Origin of the sequence: Pseudomonas sp. B8(2017), assembly GCF_002113575.1 — a bacterium.
Taxonomy (GTDB): Bacteria; Pseudomonadota; Gammaproteobacteria; order Pseudomonadales; family Pseudomonadaceae; genus Aquipseudomonas; species Aquipseudomonas putida_Z.
In genome coordinates this window covers 118,190-134,280 of the sequence record NZ_NEIO01000003.1, presented here as the reverse complement: position 1 = coordinate 134,280, position 16,091 = coordinate 118,190, and the positions used below count along the sequence as shown (strand labels likewise).

The 16,091-nt window shown below is 64.6% G+C and carries 14 protein-coding genes; 7 read left to right on the top strand and 7 right to left on the bottom strand.

From position 1 onward, the window contains the following. The first annotated feature begins 26 nt into the window (after positions 1-26). Entirely contained in the window at positions 27-1,226 is a 1,200-nt protein-coding gene (locus CAG22_RS06615) for an MFS transporter (RefSeq protein ID WP_075045966.1), read from the top strand. A 136-nt stretch (positions 1,227-1,362) separates the two neighbouring features. Here the strand turns inward: CAG22_RS06615 and CAG22_RS06610 are convergent, their stop codons facing one another. After that, positions 1,363-4,383, bottom strand: coding sequence for an FAD-binding and (Fe-S)-binding domain-containing protein (locus CAG22_RS06610; RefSeq protein ID WP_085705006.1), 3,021 nt, complete (start codon positions 4,381-4,383; stop codon positions 1,363-1,365). A 152-nt stretch (positions 4,384-4,535) separates the two neighbouring features. On the opposite strand from CAG22_RS06610, the gene CAG22_RS06605 reads away from it, so the two are divergent. After that, complete coding sequence (locus tag CAG22_RS06605) at positions 4,536-5,420, top strand: LysR substrate-binding domain-containing protein (RefSeq protein WP_013973663.1); 885 nt, start codon at positions 4,536-4,538, stop codon at positions 5,418-5,420. 176 nt (positions 5,421-5,596) lie between these two features. On the opposite strand, the gene CAG22_RS06600 is transcribed toward CAG22_RS06605, so the two are convergent. The 6 genes from CAG22_RS06600 to CAG22_RS06575 form a co-directional block, all read right to left on the bottom strand. Then, entirely contained in the window at positions 5,597-7,015 is a 1,419-nt protein-coding gene (locus tag CAG22_RS06600; protein WP_075047028.1) for an amino acid permease, read from the bottom strand. A gap of 725 nt (positions 7,016-7,740) precedes the next feature. Continuing rightward, positions 7,741-8,808, bottom strand: a complete 1,068-nt coding sequence (rluB, locus tag CAG22_RS06595) for a 23S rRNA pseudouridine(2605) synthase RluB (protein WP_085705004.1) — start codon at positions 8,806-8,808, stop codon at positions 7,741-7,743. A gap of 274 nt (positions 8,809-9,082) precedes the next feature. Beyond that, a complete protein-coding gene (gene scpB, locus CAG22_RS06590) occupies positions 9,083-9,853 on the bottom strand; it encodes an SMC-Scp complex subunit ScpB (protein ID WP_025340134.1) in 771 nt (256 codons plus the stop codon). Continuing rightward, positions 9,840-10,565: a ScpA family protein gene (locus tag CAG22_RS06585; RefSeq protein ID WP_170929280.1), complete on the bottom strand. Its 726-nt coding sequence runs from the start codon at positions 10,563-10,565 to the stop codon at positions 9,840-9,842. The genes scpB and CAG22_RS06585 overlap by 14 nt, the downstream gene beginning before the upstream one ends. A 125-nt stretch (positions 10,566-10,690) precedes the next feature. Further along, positions 10,691-11,320: an L-threonylcarbamoyladenylate synthase gene (locus CAG22_RS06580; RefSeq protein WP_038408376.1), complete on the bottom strand. Its 630-nt coding sequence runs from the start codon at positions 11,318-11,320 to the stop codon at positions 10,691-10,693. 13 nt (positions 11,321-11,333) lie between these two features. Continuing rightward, positions 11,334-12,194 carry a PHP domain-containing protein gene (locus CAG22_RS06575; protein ID WP_085691667.1) on the bottom strand — a complete coding sequence of 287 codons (861 nt, stop codon included), beginning with the start codon at positions 12,192-12,194 and terminating at the stop codon, positions 11,334-11,336. Between the two features lie 67 nt (positions 12,195-12,261). Here CAG22_RS06575 and CAG22_RS06570 point away from each other — a divergent pair, with 67 nt between their 5' ends. The 5 genes from CAG22_RS06570 (at position 12,262) to CAG22_RS06550 (ending at position 15,958) form a co-directional block, all read left to right on the top strand. Beyond that, positions 12,262-12,855 (top strand): septation protein A, encoded by a 594-nt coding sequence (locus CAG22_RS06570; protein ID WP_003259096.1) that lies wholly within the window; start codon positions 12,262-12,264, stop codon positions 12,853-12,855. A gap of 1 nt (position 12,856) precedes the next feature. Continuing rightward, entirely contained in the window at positions 12,857-13,156 is a 300-nt protein-coding gene (locus tag CAG22_RS06565) for a YciI family protein (protein ID WP_015271283.1), read from the top strand. Between the two features lie 205 nt (positions 13,157-13,361). Beyond that, positions 13,362-14,039 (top strand): response regulator transcription factor, encoded by a 678-nt coding sequence (locus tag CAG22_RS06560; protein WP_085589106.1) that lies wholly within the window; start codon positions 13,362-13,364, stop codon positions 14,037-14,039. 101 nt (positions 14,040-14,140) lie between these two features. After that, positions 14,141-14,557, top strand: coding sequence for a Spy/CpxP family protein refolding chaperone (locus CAG22_RS06555; RefSeq protein WP_025340137.1), 417 nt, complete (start codon positions 14,141-14,143; stop codon positions 14,555-14,557). Between the two features lie 60 nt (positions 14,558-14,617). Further along, a complete protein-coding gene (locus CAG22_RS06550; protein WP_085705000.1) occupies positions 14,618-15,958 on the top strand; it encodes a HAMP domain-containing sensor histidine kinase in 1,341 nt (446 codons plus the stop codon). The last annotated feature ends 133 nt before the right edge of the window (positions 15,959-16,091 follow it).

Genomic DNA, 16,091 nt, shown 5'->3' with positions numbered 1-16,091 from the left:
ACCGTCCAGAACCCACGTAGGCCCTCATGCCCCACTCACCGCGCCCCCTTGCGGTCACCCTGCAAGTCGTCTCCATCGTCCTCTTCACCTTCATCGGCTACCTGAACATCGGCATCCCGCTGGCCGTATTGCCCGGCTATGTGCACAACGATCTGGGCTTCAGTGCCGTGGTCGCGGGCCTGGTGATCAGCGTGCAGTACCTGGCCACCCTGCTCAGCCGGCCCACCGCCAGCCGCATCATCGACAACCACGGCAGCAAGAAGGCAGTCATGTATGGCCTGGTCGGCTGCGGGCTCAGCGGGGTGTTCATGCTGGCCTGCGCCTTCCTCACCCACCTGCCCTGGCTGAGCCTGGCCTGCCTGCTGGTCGGCCGCCTGGTACTTGGCAGTGCGGAAAGCCTGGTGGGCTCCGGTGCGATTGGCTGGGGCATCGGCCGCGTAGGTGCCGAAAACACGGCCAAGGTCATTTCCTGGAACGGCATCGCCAGCTATGGCGCGCTGGCCATCGGCGCTCCGTTGGGCGTACTGATGGTCAAGAGCCTGGGCCTGTGGAGCATGGGCGTGAGCATCATCCTGCTGTGTGCGCTCGGGTTGCTGCTGGCTTGGCCCAAACAGGCCGCACCGATCGTCAGTGGCGTGCGCCTGCCGTTCCTGCGGGTGCTGGGCAAAGTGTTCCCGCACGGCTCGGGGCTTGCCCTGGGCTCGATCGGCTTTGGCACCATCGCCACCTTCATCACCTTGTATTACGCCAGCCGTGGCTGGGCCAATGCGGCACTGACCCTGAGCCTGTTCGGCGCCAGCTTCATCAGTGCGCGACTGCTGTTCGGCAACCTGATCAACCGGCTTGGCGGGTTCCGGGTGGCGATTGCCTGCCTGTCGGTGGAAACGCTCGGGCTGCTGATGCTGTGGCTGGCGCCCAGCGCCGAACTGGCGTTGGCGGGGGCCGCACTGAGCGGGTTCGGCTTCTCGCTGGTGTTCCCGGCACTGGGGGTGGAGGCGGTGAACCAGGTGTCGGCGGCCAACCGCGGGGCGGCGGTGGGGGCTTATTCGCTGTTCATCGATTTGTCGCTTGGGGTGACCGGGCCGCTGGTGGGCGCGGTGGCGGCGGGGTTCGGGTTTGCTTCGATGTTCCTGTTTGCGGCAGCGGCGGCGGCTTGCGGGCTGGTGTTGAGTTTGTATCTGTATCGGCAGGCGCAGCGAAGGCGGGATCGCGCACAGGAAACCTGATTTATGTACTGCCTACACTGGCCCATCGCCGGCAAGCCAGCTCCCACAGGGTCCGCATGAACCAAGGCTGACGCTACACCTGTGGGAGCTGGCTTGCCGGCGATGGGCTGCAAGGCAGCCCCCGGGGCCCTGAAGGTCAGCGCTGAGCGTACTGCAGCACCACTTCCAGCGGGTGGCGCATCTGCCGCTCGGTCATGCGCTTGACCTGGCTGCGGCACGAGTAACCGGTCGCCAGCGGCTCGCCTTCCTTGTCCAGCTTGGTCGCCCACGACTGCTCGAAGATGGTCCGCGAAGTGTCCTGGTTACGCGCCTCGTGCCCATAGGTACCCGACATACCGCAGCAGCCAGTCGCCTCGGTCACCAGCTTCAGGCCAAGGCGGGCGAACACCTGCTCCCACTGCCTGGTGCTGGCCGGCACGTTGGTCTTCTCGGTGCAGTGCGCCATCAGGCGGAAATTGCCCGGCGCGGTCGGTGCCTGCTCCGGCAGCACATCCATCAACCACTCCTGCGGCAACAGCACCTGCGGGCAGCCATCCAGGCCCGGCACTTTCTGGTACTCCTGGCGATACACCAGGGTCATCGCCGGGTCCAGGCCCACCAGCGGCACGCCGCACTCGGCCAGGGCCTTGAGCTGGGTGGCATTGCGGATCGCCGCCTTGGCGAACGCACCGAGGAAGCCCTGAACGTGCAGTGGCTTGCCGTTGGCACTGTACGGCGCCAGGAACACCCGGTGGCCCAGGCGGTGCGCCAGGTCGATGAAGGCCGACAGCAGCGGTGTCTCGAAGTAACGGGTAAAGGCATCCTGCACCAGCACGATGCTGCGCTCGCGCTGGGCCGGGGTCAGTTCACGCAAGGCCGGCACGCTGGCCACGCCGACACGGCAGCGGGTCAGGGTGGCCTGGAAGTTGAAGCGGCTGATCAGCGGGCTGTCGACCATGCCGACCTTGTCGGCCAGCAGCTTGCTCACCCACTTCGAGCCCATCACCGCGTTGTACAGCCCGGGCGCGTGGGCCAGGTACGGGATGGTGAACTCGAGCGAACCGATCAGGTAGTCACGCAGCGGGCGCTGGTAGCGGCCGTGGTACAGCTCGAGGAAGCGCGAGCGGAAGTCCGGCACGTTGACCTTGATCGGGCACTGCCCGGCGCACGACTTGCACGCCAGGCAGCCGGCCATGGCGTCATACACCTCATGGGAGAAGTCTTCCTGGCCCTGGCTGCGCGCACGGTTGTTACGCAGGCGTGCCGGCAGGCCCTTGAGCCACGACACCTTGTTGCGCGCCGCCGCCAGCACGTCGATGTTGGCCTCGCCCTGCAGGCGCAGCCATTCGCGCATCAGCGAAGCACGGCCCTTGGGCGAATGCTGGCGTTCACGGGTGGCCTTCCACGACGGGCACATGGCGTCGTTGGGGTCGTAGTTGTAGCAGGCGCCGTTGCCGTTGCAATGCACGGCGCTAGGGAAGTCCTGCCACACGCGTTCGTCGATGGTGCGGTCGAGGTCGCCGCGCAGGGTTACGCCATCGACCTTGGTCAGGCCTTCGGCGCTGCCTGGCGGGGTGCAGATCTTGCCCGGGTTTAGCTGGTTGTGCGGGTCGAAAGCGCCCTTCAGGCGCTGCAGCGCCGGGTACAGCTCGCCGAAATACTCCGGCACGTATTCCGAACGCAGGCCCTTGCCGTGCTCGCCCCACAGCAAGCCGCCATAGCTTTTGGTCAGCGCCGCCACGGCGTCGGAAATCGGCTTGACCAGTGCGGCCTGGGCCGGGTCCTTCATGTCCAGTGCCGGGCGCACGTGCAGCACGCCGGCATCGACGTGGCCGAACATGCCGTAGGCCAGGCCGTAGCCATCGAGCAGTGCACGGAAGTCGGCGATATAGTCGGCCAGTTGCTCCGGCGGTACCGCGGTGTCTTCCACGAACGGTTGCGGGCGTACTTCGCCCTCGACGTTGCCCAGCAGGCCCACCGAACGTTTACGCATGGTGTAGACGCGGGTCACCGCCTCGGCGCCCTCGGCCAGGGTGTGGCCCAGGCGCTCGACGCTGGTGTCGCTTTGCAGGTGCTGGATGAACGCTTGCACCTTGGCATTGACCTCGGCCGGCTCGTTGCCGCAGAACTCCACCAGGTTGATGCCCAGGGTCGGGCGCTCGGGGTCGGCCGGGAAGTATTCGGCAACGCTGTGCCAGACGATGTCCTTCATCGCCAGCATCAGCACCTTGGAGTCGACGGTCTCGATCGACAGCGGCTTGTGCGCCATCAGCGCGTTGGCGTCACGCAGAGCATCCATGAAGCTGGTGTAACGCACGTTGACCAGCACGGCGTACTTGGGGATCGGCAGCACATTGAGCTTGGCTTCGACCACATAGCCCAGCGAGCCCTCGGCACCGCACAGCACGCTGTTGAGGTTGAAACGGCCCTGCTCGTCGCGCAAGTGCGCCAGGTCGTAGCCGGTCAGGCAACGGTTGAGCTTGGGGAAGGTGGTTTCGATGAGGTCGGCCTGGGTTTCCTGGATTTCCCGCGCCATGCGGTACACCTCGCCGACCCGGCCGGACGCGGCACAGGCCTGTTCCAGCGCGGCATCGTCGATCGGCAGGCTGTGCAGGCGCTCGCCACCGAGCAGCACGCTGTGCAGCTCCAGTACGTGGTCGCGGGTCTTGCCATAGGTGCAGCTGCCCTGGCCGCTGGCATCGGTGTTGATCATGCCGCCGACAGTGGCACGGTTGGAGGTGGACAGCTCGGGGGCGAAGAACAGCCCGTGCGGCTTGAGCGCGGCGTTGAGCTGGTCCTTGACGGTACCGGCCTGCACCCGCACCCAGCGTTCCTCGACGTTGATTTCGAGGATCTTGTTCATGTGCCGCGACAGGTCGACGACGATCCCGTCGGTCAGCGACTGCCCGTTGGTGCCGGTACCACCGCCGCGCGGGGTCAGCTTGACCTGCTGGAAGCGCTCCTCGGCCATCAGCATGGCGACCCGCGCCACATCGTCGGCGTCCAGCGGGAACACCGCCGCCTGTGGCAAGCGCTGGTAGATCGAGTTGTCGGTGGCCAGCACCGTGCGGGTACCGTAGTCGGCACTGATCTGGCCACGGAAGCCGCTGTTGCGCAGGGCTTCGAGGAAGTCGGGGTAGTTGGCGCTCGGGGCAACGGTCGGCAGCTGGGCGATCATCGAAGGATGGCCTCTTGATATTGGCTAATTCACGGGATTCCTGTCGTTCCGGCATGGGTGATGGCATGCGGAGGTGACGTGCAGGCCAATGTTCCTGTAGTTTCGCTTCAGGGGCAAACGGATAATCCTGCCGCTATTAATGACTTTCATGAATGAATTACCGCCATCTCACCCCGTCCATGTCGCTGCTACTGGCTTTCGAGGCTGCCGCCCGGCATGAAAGCTACACCCGCGCCGCCGCCGAGCTGTCGCTCACCCAGAGCGCGGTCAGCCGCCAGGTGCAGGCGCTGGAGCAGCAACTGGGCCTGACCCTGTTCCGCCGCGAGGGGCGCCAGGTGCAGCTGACCGATGTCGGCCGCCTGTACCAGCGCGAGCTCAGCGAGGCACTTGGGCGCATTCGCAGCGCCACCTTGCAGGCACTGGCCTACCAGTCGGGGGTGGGCACCTTGCGCCTGGCCACCCTGCCCACCTTCGGCTCGAAATGGCTGCTGCCAAGGCTGCACGCCTTCTACAGCGCCCACCCGGGCATGCTGGTGCACATACATTCACGCATCGAAGCCATCAACTTCGACACCAGCGAGATCGATGCCGCCATCGGCGTGGCCAGCCACGACCTCCCGGGGTTGATCTGCCATCGCCTGCATGCCGAGGAACTGGTGGTGATATTGCCGCCGGAGGCTGGCGCGGACAGCCAGGGCTGGAGCCCTGCACGCATCAGTGAAGAGGTGCTGCTGAATGTGGCCAACAACCCGCATGCCTGGGGCGAGTGGTTCTCGCACCATGGCCTGGCGCACCGGGCGATGCGCCTGGGGCCGAGCTTCGAGCTGACCTCGCACCTGATCCAGGCGGTACGCGCCGGGATCGGCATTGGCCTGGTGCCGCGCATACTGGTGGAGGAAGAACTGGCCAAGGGTGAGCTGTATAGCCCTGGGGTGGCATTTGCCAGTCAGCGCAGTTATTACCTGATCTACCCACCGCGCAATGAGGCGCTGCCGTCGCTGCGGGCGTTTCGCAGTTGGTTGCTGGAGCAGATCTGATTTTTGCCTGTACCGGCCTCTTCGCGGGTAAACCCGCTCCCACAGGTATAGCGCTGCTTTCAGATCAGGTGATGTCCCTGTGGGAGCGGGTTTACCCGCGAAGGGGCCGGTACAGGCAATAAAAAACCCGAAGCCAGTTCCTGACTTCGGGTTGTTTGTACGCTACCTGCAGCGCCTTACTTGGCCACGCTACCAGCAGCCCCAAGCGCCTGCGCCCTGCGACGCGGCTTGACCATGTAGACCACGAACATGGCGAACAGCCACACCGGGATCGCATACACGGAAACCTGGATACCCGGGATCATCGCCATGATGCCCAGAATCAGCACCACGAACGCCAGGCAGATGTAGTTGCCATAGGGGTACCACAGCGCCTTGAACAGCGGCTTCTGGCCAGTGCGGTCCAGGTGCTGGCGGAACTTCAGGTGCGAGTAGCTGATCATCGCCCAGTTGATCACCAGGGTGGCCACCACCAGCGACATCAGCAGCTCCAGCGCGTTTTGCGGCATCAGGTAGTTGAGCAGCACCGCGATCAGCGTCACGCCTGCCGACACCAGGATCGAGCGCACCGGTACACCACGGCTGTCGACCTTGGCCAGCGACGCCGGGGCATCGCCCTGCTCGGCCATGCCCAGCAGCATGCGGGCGTTGCAGTAGGTGCCGCTGTTGTACACCGACAGCGCTGCAGTCAGGACCACGAAGTTCAGCAGGTGCGCAGCCACGTCACTGCCCAGCAGCGAGAACACCTGCACGAACGGGCTGCTGCCATAGCTGCCGCCGGACGCATCGATGCTGGCGACCAGGTTGTCCCATGGGGTCAGCGACAGCAGCACCACCAGGGCACCGACATAGAAAATCAGGATACGGTAGATGACCTGGTTGATCGCCTTGGGGATCACGGTCTTCGGCTTGTCAGCCTCGGCGGCGGTGAAGCCGAGCATTTCCAGGCCACCGAAGGAGAACATGATGAAGGCCAGGGCCATCACCAGCCCGCTGACACCGTTCGGGAAGAAGCCGCCGTGCGACCACAGGTTGGCCACGGTGGCTTCAGGGCCGCCGCTGCCGCTGGTCAGCAGGTAGGCACCCAGGCCGATCATGCTGACGATGGCCACCACCTTGATGATGGCAAACCAGAATTCGGCCTCACCGAAGAACTTCACGTTCATCAGGTTGATGGCGTTGATCAGCACGAAGAACGCTGCCGCCGTGACCCAGGTAGGGATCTCCGGCCACCAGTAGTGGACATACTTGCCGACCGCCGAAAGCTCCGACATGCCCACCAGGATGTACAGCACCCAGCAGTTCCAGCCCGACAGGAAGCCGGCGAAACCACCCCAGTAGGTGTGGGCGAAATGGCTGAACGAGCCGGCCACCGGCTCTTCGACGATCATTTCGCCGAGCTGGCGCATGATCATGAAGGCGATGAAGCCGCAGATGGCGTAGCCAAGGATCATCGACGGGCCAGCGGATTTCATCACGCCTGCCGAGCCGAGGAACAGGCCGGTACCAATCGCACCGCCGAGGGCGATCAACTGGATATGGCGGTTCTTCAGGCCCCGCTTGAGCTCGCCTGAATGCATGTTTTGTCCACTCATGAACGAAGTCACCTGCATTGTTTTTATCTGTGACGGAATCGGACCCACCGCGCTCGTGGCGCAGCGGAATGGGCAAGGTGGTTACCTTGGGTTTCCTGACCTCAGGTGCCGCCGGGGCGGGTCAACCAGGCGTGATCAAGAGTGCGCGGTACGCAAGGGAGTCACAGGTAAAACGCGGCGCACTGTATACCCCTGCAAACGCGCAGGCGTCAACGCGTTGCATCGTTTCCTCGGGAAAAAACGCAGCGATCCTGTGGTGTGGGCCTTGAAAGGCGAAGTGATCGGCGTACATGGCGCCTCCATTTGTTGTTTTGTCAGCCCGGCTCTGTGGACAGGCTTTTGCACACGGCAATGGCGGCTATAACACCGTGGGGCGGGGCTTTGGGCAAGGGTGGGCGGGGCTTGGCTGGCTGTTTTGACGGTGAGCCGGCGGCAAGGTTTGTTTACACGATTCGACCTAATCTGAAATCCGGGCTGAAACCGACCACATTCGTACAATTTTCTTTACAAGGTGGTTCGGGAACTTGCCAGTCGTCCGAAAAATTCTTTTTGTTCAGTATCTTGGGTCCGCTTTGCGGCCCTTTCGCGACACAAGGCCGCTCCCACAGGTGACGCGTTTTGTGTGGGAGCGGCCTTGTGTCGCGATGGGCTGCGCAGCAGCCCCAAATTCTCACAGCCATAAAAAACCAGCCCGAAGGCTGGTTCTGTTTCAACGCAAAGGCCAATCAGCCACGCGGTTTGCCGCGGCCACGGCCTGCCGGCTTGTCACCTTCAGGCTTGGCCGGACGCTTGCGCATCTCGCTCGGGCGTTCGGCCACGGTGCTGCCACGGCCGGTCTTGCGCGGGGCCTCTTCACGCGCCTGGCGCGCCGGGCGTTCGCCGGCAGCAGCACCTTCGTGGGCCGGGCGCAGGCTGCGCACGCGCTCGCCACGGCCCAGCGGGCGGGTCGATTTGCGCTGCAGGCGCTCCATCTTGTCCTTGGCCTTGAGCTTCATGGCTGGCAGCGCCACCGGCTGCAGGCCCACTTCAGCAGCGAGGATGTCGATTTCGCCCTGGGTCATTTCACGCCAGCGGCCCATCGGCAGGTCGGAGTTGAGGAACACCGGGCCGAAACGCACGCGCTTCAGGCGGCTGACCACCATGCCCTGGGACTCCCACAGGCGACGCACTTCACGGTTACGGCCTTCCATCACCACGCAGTGGTACCAGTGGTTGAAGCCTTCGCCACCGGGCGCCTTCTGGATGTCGGTGAACTTGGCAGGGCCATCTTCCAGCATCACGCCGGCCTTCAGGCGCTCGATCATCTCGTCGTCGACCTCACCACGCACACGTACCGCGTACTCACGGTCCATCTCGTAGGACGGGTGCATCAGGCGGTTGGCCAGTTCACCGTCGGTGGTGAACAGCAGCAGGCCGGTGGTGTTGATGTCGAGGCGGCCAATGTTGATCCAGCGGCCTTCTTTCGGCCGTGGCAGGCGGTCGAACACGGTCGGGCGGCCTTCCGGGTCGTCACGGGTGCAGATTTCGCCATCGGGCTTGTTGTACATGATCACCCGGCGGGTGGCCTCGGCGGCCTCTTCGCGCTTGATCAGCCTGCCATCCACGGCAATGGCGTCGTGCAGGTCGACGCGCTGGCCGAGGGTGGCCTCGACGCCGTTGACCTTGATGCGGCCCTGGCTGATCCAGGCCTCGACGTCACGGCGCGAGCCAACGCCAATGCGCGCCAGCACTTTCTGCAGCTTTTCGCCGGATGGAGGGGTGATTTCGGTGTCTTGCAGGTCTTGCTCACTCATCTGGGCACCTCCCGGTGTAGGAATGAAATAAGGGTTCTGGCGACGAACGCGCCAAAAGGCCGCGCATCATACGCGGTTCGGCGGGGGAACGCACTGGAGGGTAGAGGGTTTTGTGGGCTTTGCGAGGGGTTTCTGCCTAATGGTTATGTATTGGCAGTACCGGCCTCTTCGCGGGTAAACCCGCTCCCACAGGTACCGCGTCACTCTCAGGGCCTGTGATATCCCTGTGGGAGCGGGTTTACCCGCGAAAGGGCCGGTACAGGCAACAAAGGAATCAGGGCAGTGACTTGCCCTCTTCTTCCACCGAGGCCTCAGCCTCTTCCTCGCGCAAATCATCGAAATCGGTCTTCAGCCCCTCTTCCATGGCATCCAGCTCCACCAGCAGGCTACGGAAGCTGGTCTCCTCCTTCGGCTCGGCAACCTCTTCCTCTTCCCCAAGGCTGGCATCCGCCAATGCCTGCAGGTGCGCCGGCACTGGCGCATCATCCGGGTCGAGCAGCGGCTCGGGCTCCATCTCCCGCAGCTCGGCCAAGGCTGGCAGCTCGTCCAGGCTCTTGAGGTTGAAATGGTCGAGGAACGCCTTGGTAGTGGCGAACATCGCCGGCCGCCCGGGCACTTCGCGGTAGCCGACCACGCGGATCCACTCGCGCTCCATCAGGGTCTTGATGATGTTGCTGTTCACCGCCACGCCACGCACATCCTCGATTTCGCCACGGGTGATGGGCTGGCGGTAGGCGATCAGGGCCAGGGTTTCCAGCAGCGCGCGCGAGTAGCGCTGCGGGCGTTCTTCCCACAGGCGCCCGACCCACGGCGCAAAGTCCTCGCGAATCTGCAGGCGGTAACCGCTGGCCACCTCCTTGAGCTCGAAGGCGCGGCCATTGCACGACTTGCCCAGCAGCTCCAGAGCCTGCCTGAAGACCTTGGGCTCCGGTCGCTCGGCTTCCTCGAACAGTTCGTACAGGCGCTCCAGGGATTGCGGCTTGCCCGAAGCCAGCAGGAAGGCTTCGATCAGCGACGCCAGGTCGCGGGGTTCATTCAGGTTCATCAGGTTCTTCAACAAGCGCGGGGCGAAGCCGCACGTGGATGGCGGCGAAGGGTTCATTCTGCACCAGTTCGATCAGCGATTCCTTCACCAGCTCGAGAATCGCCATGAACGTCACGACCACACCCAGCTTGCCCTCCTCGGCGGCGAACAGATCGACGAACGGCACGAAACCGCCGCCCTTCAGGCGTTCCAGCACCTGGCTCATGCGTTCGCGGGTGGACAAGGTCTCGCGGGTGATCTGATGGCTTTCGAACAGGTCGTTGCGGCGCATCACCTCGGCCATCGACACCAGCAGCTCCTCCAGGCTGACCTGGGGCAACAGCTTGCGCACCTTGGCCTGCGGCGCCTCCAGGCGCGGCACCACCACCTCGCGGCCAACCCGTGGCAATTCATCGATACCTTCGGCGGCGGCCTTGAAGCGCTCGTACTCCTGCAGCCGGCGGATCAGTTCGGCGCGCGGGTCGTCCTCCTCCTCCTCGACGTCGGCCGAGCGCGGCAGCAACATGCGCGACTTGATCTCGGCGAGCATGGCAGCCATCACCAGGTATTCGGCGGCCAGCTCCAGGCGCACGCTCTTCATCAGCTCCACGTAGCCCATGTACTGGCGGGTGATTTCCGCCACCGGGATGTCGAGGATGTCGATGTTCTGCTTGCGGATCAGGTACAGCAACAGGTCCAGCGGGCCTTCGAAGGCTTCGAGGATGACTTCCAGGGCGTCCGGCGGGATGTACAGGTCCAGCGGCAGCTCGGTCAGGGCTTCGCCATAGACCAGTGCCAGCTGCAGCTGCCGAGGCGTTTCGGCCTGTTCGGCCGGAGCCTCGGGCGTTTCCACCTGGCTCACGCGTTGACCAGGAACGGCGTGGGGTCGCCGCAGCCTTCACGGACCAGTTCCGGTTCATCGCCGGACAGGTCAATGATGGTCGATGCCTTGAGGTCACCGAAACCGCCGTCGATCACAAGGTCGACATGGTGCTCCAGGCGCTCGCGGATCTCGTAAGGGTCGGTCATCGGCTCGGTGTCGCCCGGCAGGATCAGGCTCACACTCATCAACGGCTCGCCCAGTTCGGCCAGCAGGGCCAGGGTAATGGCATGGGCCGGCACCCGTAGCCCGATGGTGCGGCGTTTATCGTGCAACAGCAGGCGCGGCACTTCGCGCGTGCCGTTGAGGATGAACGTGTAAGGTCCCGGCACATGTGCCTTGAGCAGCCGGAACGTGCCGGTGTCGACCTTGGCGTACAACCCCAGCTGCGACATGTCGCAGCACATCAGGGTGAAGTTGTGGGTCTTGTCCAGCCCGCGCAGGCGCCGCACCCGTTCGATGGCCGCCTTGTCACCCATCTGGCAACCCAGCGCATAGGCCGAATCCGTCGGGTACACCACTACACCGCCCTTGCGGATAATCTCGACGGCCTGCTTGATCAGGCGCTGCTGCGGGTTCTCCGGATGAATCTGGAAAAATTGGCTCACGTAGTCGTCCTGTTCATACCGCCAAAGGCTGTTCATGGCTGAATCGGCGCCACAGAGGTGGCAGGTCCTCGGGCAAAGGCCGGTAGGCACCGATCTCGCCCCAGGTGCCGGGGCCGTGGAAGTCACTGCCAGCGCTTGCCAGCAGGCCGAACTCACGGGTGAGGATGGACATGGTGCCCACCTGCTCGGCAGGCATCAACCCGTTGACCACTTCAAGCGCCTGCCCGCCTGCCTGAATATAGTCGGCAATCAGCCTTCTGCGCTTGCTGCGGGTCAGATCGTAGTGCATGGGATGCGCCAGGCTCACCCAAGCGTTGGACTGGCGCAGGGTGGCGACGGTTTCATCGAGGGTAGGCCAGTGCTGCTTGACGTCCCCCAGCTTGCCGGCGCCCAGCCATTTGCGAAACGCCTCGCCGCGGTCCTTGACGTGCCCGGCACGCACCAGGTACTCGGCAAAATGCGGGCGCGCCGGGGCGTTGCCGCTATCGCCCAGTTCGTGCTGCACGGCGCGGGCGCCGTCGAGGGTACCGGGCATGCCCTTGGCCGCCAGCCGTTTGTCGATTTCTTCGGCGCGCAGCCAGCGGCCGCGGTGCAGCGCTTCGATCGCCGCCAGCAGGGGCGGTGCGTCGAGCGGGAAGTCATAGCCCAGCACATGGATGGTCGCGCCACCCCAAGTGCACGACAGCTCCACCCCGCTGACCCAGTGCATGCCCTTGTCGCGGCATGCCTGGCGCGCCTCGGGCAGGCCTTCGATGGTGTCATGGTCGGTCAGTGCCAGCGTTTGCACCCCATGCTCATGGGCCCGGGCGACCAGTATCGAAGGCGACAGGGCGCCGTCGGAGGCCGTGCTGTGACAGTGCAGATCAACATTCATGGAGGAGCGCTTTCGCTGGAATCGATGTTTGTTATTATGCCGTCACATCCTGATTCTGGCTGCCATTGTGAAACAATTCATCGATTTCATCCCGCTGCTGCTGTTCTTCATCGTCTACAAGCTCGACCCGCGCCCCATGGAAGTCGCCGGCCACAGCTTCGAATTCGGCGGCATCTACAGCGCCACGGCCATGCTGATCATCAGCTCGCTGGTGGTCTACGGCGCGCTGTTCCTGCGCCAGCGCAAGCTGGAAAAGGGCCAGTGGCTGACCCTGGTGGCCTGCCTGGTGTTCGGCGGCCTGACCCTGACCTTCCACAGCGAAACCTTCCTCAAATGGAAGGCGCCAGTGGTGAACTGGCTGTTCGCCCTGGGCTTCGCCGGCAGCCATTTCATCGGCGACCGGGTGCTGATCAAGCGCATCATGGGCCACGCCCTGAGCCTGCCCGATGCCATCTGGACCCGCCTGAACCTGGCCTGGATCGGCTTCTTCCTGTTCTGCGGCGCGGCCAACCTGTTCGTCGCCTTCACCTTCCAGGACTTCTGGGTCGACTTCAAGGTGTTCGGCAGCCTGGGCATGACCGTGATGTTCCTGGTAGCGCAGGGCGTGTACCTGTCGCGCCACCTGCACGACGACCCTTCTACCTCCAAACCCAAGGATTGACATGCTCTACGCCATCATCGCCAGCGACGTCGCAAACTCCCTGGAAAAGCGTCTGGCCGCCCGCCCGGCGCACATCGAACGCCTGCAGCAGCTGAAGGCCGAGGGCCGCGTGGTACTGGCCGGCCCGCACCCGGCCATCGACAGCAACGACCCGGGCGAAGCGGGTTTCAGCGGTAGCCTGATCGTTGCCGAGTTCGACTCCCTGGCCGCGGCGCAGGCCTGGGCCGATGCCGACCCTTACATTGCCGCGGGCGTGTACGACAAGGTGGTGGTCAAGCCGTTCAAGCAAGTGCTGCCTTGATCTGAGACCGCGTGGGCTTCTTCGCGGGCTTGCCCGCTCCCACAGGGACACCACAGGTCCTGAGGTTTGTGGGTTACCTGTGAGAGCGGGCAAGCCCGCGAAGAAGCCGACGCGGTACCGGCAGTTATACTGTTGCCATCAGTCTGCGGTATCTTTGCCACTGGCGGGCCGAATAGCCGCCGTCAATGGTTGAATTGAGTGAGTCATGAGCGAGCTGTTACTGATAGATGATGACCAGGAGCTGTGCGAGCTGCTCGGCAGCTGGCTGACCCAGGAAGGGTTTACCGTGCGCGCCTGCCACGATGGCCAGAGCGCACGCCAGGCCCTGGCCACGCATGCCCCGGCGGCCGTGGTGCTGGACGTGATGCTGCCCGACGGCAGTGGCCTGGAACTGCTCAAGCAGTTGCGCAGCGAGCATGCCGAAATGCCGGTGCTGATGCTCTCGGCCCGCGGCGAGCCGCTGGACCGCATCCTCGGCCTGGAACTGGGCGCCGACGACTATCTGGCCAAACCCTGCGACCCGCGTGAACTCACCGCTCGCCTGCGTGCCGTGCTGCGCCGCAGCCACCCCACCGCCACCACCAGCCAGGTGGAACTGGGCGACCTGGTCTACAGCCCTGCCCGTGGCGTGGCCAGCATCGATGGCCGCGAAATGACCCTGACCCTGTCCGAAAGCCGCATTCTCGAAGCCCTGCTGCGCCAACCCGGCGAGCCGCTGGACAAGCAGGAACTGGCGCAGATCGGCCTGGGCCGCAAGCTGACCCTGTACGACCGCAGCCTGGACATGCACGTCAGCAACCTGCGCAAGAAGATCGGCCCCCACGCCGATGGCCGGCCGCGCATCGTCGCCCTGCGCAGCCGTGGCTATTACTACTGCCTCTGAACATCTTTACCGAGCCTTTACCATCCACTGACCGCGCTTGACGGTGATCTCCCTAGACTGTGCTCATCCGGTAACCACCGGCCCATGAAAGGAGAGACACCATGCGCAAGACCCTTATCGCCCTGATGTTCGCCGCCGCCCTGCCGACCGTGGCCATGGCCATGCCTGAAGGCGGCCCGCGCCACGACGGCCCACATCATCGCGGTGATGCGCCTTTCCACCAGCTGGACCTGAGCCGTGACCAGCGCCAGCAGATCGGCAAACTGATGGGCGAGCAGATGAAACAGCGCCGCGACATCACCGAGCGCTACCTGTCCAAACTGCCGGCCGCCGACCAGAAGGCGATGAAGGACGAACTGCAGGCCAACCGCGACAAGACCGACAGCGCGGTCCGTGCCCTGCTCAAGCCTGAGCAGCAGAAGAAGTTCGACGAACTGCAGAAGGAACGCGCCGCACAGAAAGCCGAGTGGCAGGAGTTCCAGGCCTGGAAAGCTGAAAAAGGCAACAAGGCCCAGTAAGCTGTCCGCCCGATGCCCGGCCCGCCTCAGTGCGAGCCGGGCTTTTCTTGTTTGCAGGAGGTGCACTTGCGTTCACTGTTCTGGCGCATCCTGGCCAGTTTCTGGCTGGCCATCACCCTGGTTGCGGGCCTGTCGATCCTGCTGGGCCATATGCTCAACCAGGACGCCTGGATCCTCAGCCGCCACCCGGGCCTGAATACCCTGGCCAGCAAGTGGGCCAAGCATTACGAACAGGAAGGCCTGGCTTCGGCACAGCACTTCCTGGAACGGCGCAAGGACCGCTACAAGATCGACGTGCAGGTGCTCGACGACAGTGGCGAAGCCGTGGTGCCCGGCACCTTCCCGCGCCGTGCGGCGGCCTTCGAGGCACGCCAGCACAATGACCAGCGGCGCCTGCCGTGGCGCCGGTTGACCGAGGAATACACCAGCCCCGATACCGGCGAGACGTACCTGTTGATCTACCGCATCCCTCACCCGGCGCTGGATGCCTGGCACCGCGAAAGCCTGTTATGGCCGCTCAGTGCGCTGGGCATTGCCCTGGTGGTGCTGACCCTGTTCAGCCTGCTGGTGACCCTGTCCATCACCCGCCCGCTCAGCCGCCTGCGCAGCGCCGTGCATGACCTGGGCCAGACCACCTACCAGCAGAACAGCCTGGCGCAGCTGGCGGCGCGGCGTGACGAGTTCGGCGTGCTGGCCAAGGACTTCAACAAGATGGGCGCGCGCCTGCAAAGCACCATCGGCAGCCAGCGCCAGTTGCTGCGCGATGTGTCCCATGAACTGCGCTCACCGCTGGCCAGGCTGCGTATCGCCCTGGCCTTGGCCGAGCGCGCCGAGCCTGAGCAGCGTGAGGCGCTGTGGCCACGCCTGACCCGCGAATGCGACCGCCTGGAAGACCTGATCAGCGAAATTCTCGCCCTGGCGCGGGTCGATGCCGAACAGGCCCATGCCGAGCCGGTCGACCTCAACGCCCTGCTCGGCAGCGTGCGCAAGGACGCCCAGCTCAGCGCACCAGAGCAGGACGTGCGCCTGGAGGCACAACCGGGGTTGACCTTGCAGGGTTGGCCAACGCTGATCGAGCGTGCCGTGGACAACCTGCTGCGCAACGCCCTGCGCTTCAACCCGCAGGGCCAGCCGATCGAAGTCAGCGCCATGCGCGAGCAGGACCGTATCGTGATCAGCGTGCGTGACCATGGGCCGGGGGCGGCGGCGGAACACCTGGCGCAGCTGGGGGAACCGTTCTTCCGTGCGCCGGGGCAGGAAGCGCCGGGGCATGGGCTGGGGCTGGCGATTGCACGCAAGGCGGCAGAGCGGCATGGTGGCAGCCTGGTGCTGGAGAACCCTCCACAGGGGGGCTTTGTGGCGCGGCTGGAGTTGCCTGTGACTGAAGCGACAGGCAGTTGATTTGATGCAAATGCTCCCGGCCTCTTCGCGGGTAAACCCGCTCCCACAGGTACCTGTGCAAGGCGTGAAATTTTCGCACCTCCTGTGGGAGCGGCGGGCGGTTGATGTGCTGTAAAGGCACCCGCCCTCTACC

Excerpts from the sequence above, each read along its gene's own strand:
- CAG22_RS06615 (WP_075045966.1), top strand. The coding sequence starts at position 27 with ATGCCCCACTCACCGCGCCCCCTTGCGGTCACCCTGCAAGTCGTCTCC.
- CAG22_RS06610 (WP_085705006.1), bottom strand. The coding sequence starts at position 4,383 with ATGATCGCCCAGCTGCCGACCGTTGCCCCGAGCGCCAACTACCCCGAC.
- CAG22_RS06605 (WP_013973663.1), top strand. The coding sequence starts at position 4,536 with ATGAATTACCGCCATCTCACCCCGTCCATGTCGCTGCTACTGGCTTTC.
- CAG22_RS06600 (WP_075047028.1), bottom strand. The coding sequence starts at position 7,015 with ATGAGTGGACAAAACATGCATTCAGGCGAGCTCAAGCGGGGCCTGAAG.
- rluB (WP_085705004.1), bottom strand. The coding sequence starts at position 8,808 with ATGAGTGAGCAAGACCTGCAAGACACCGAAATCACCCCTCCATCCGGC.
- scpB (WP_025340134.1), bottom strand. The coding sequence starts at position 9,853 with ATGAACCTGAATGAACCCCGCGACCTGGCGTCGCTGATCGAAGCCTTC.
- CAG22_RS06575 (WP_085691667.1), bottom strand. The coding sequence starts at position 12,194 with ATGAATGTTGATCTGCACTGTCACAGCACGGCCTCCGACGGCGCCCTG.
- CAG22_RS06565 (WP_015271283.1), top strand. The coding sequence starts at position 12,857 with ATGCTCTACGCCATCATCGCCAGCGACGTCGCAAACTCCCTGGAAAAG.
- CAG22_RS06560 (WP_085589106.1), top strand. The coding sequence starts at position 13,362 with ATGAGCGAGCTGTTACTGATAGATGATGACCAGGAGCTGTGCGAGCTG.
- CAG22_RS06555 (WP_025340137.1), top strand. The coding sequence starts at position 14,141 with ATGCGCAAGACCCTTATCGCCCTGATGTTCGCCGCCGCCCTGCCGACC.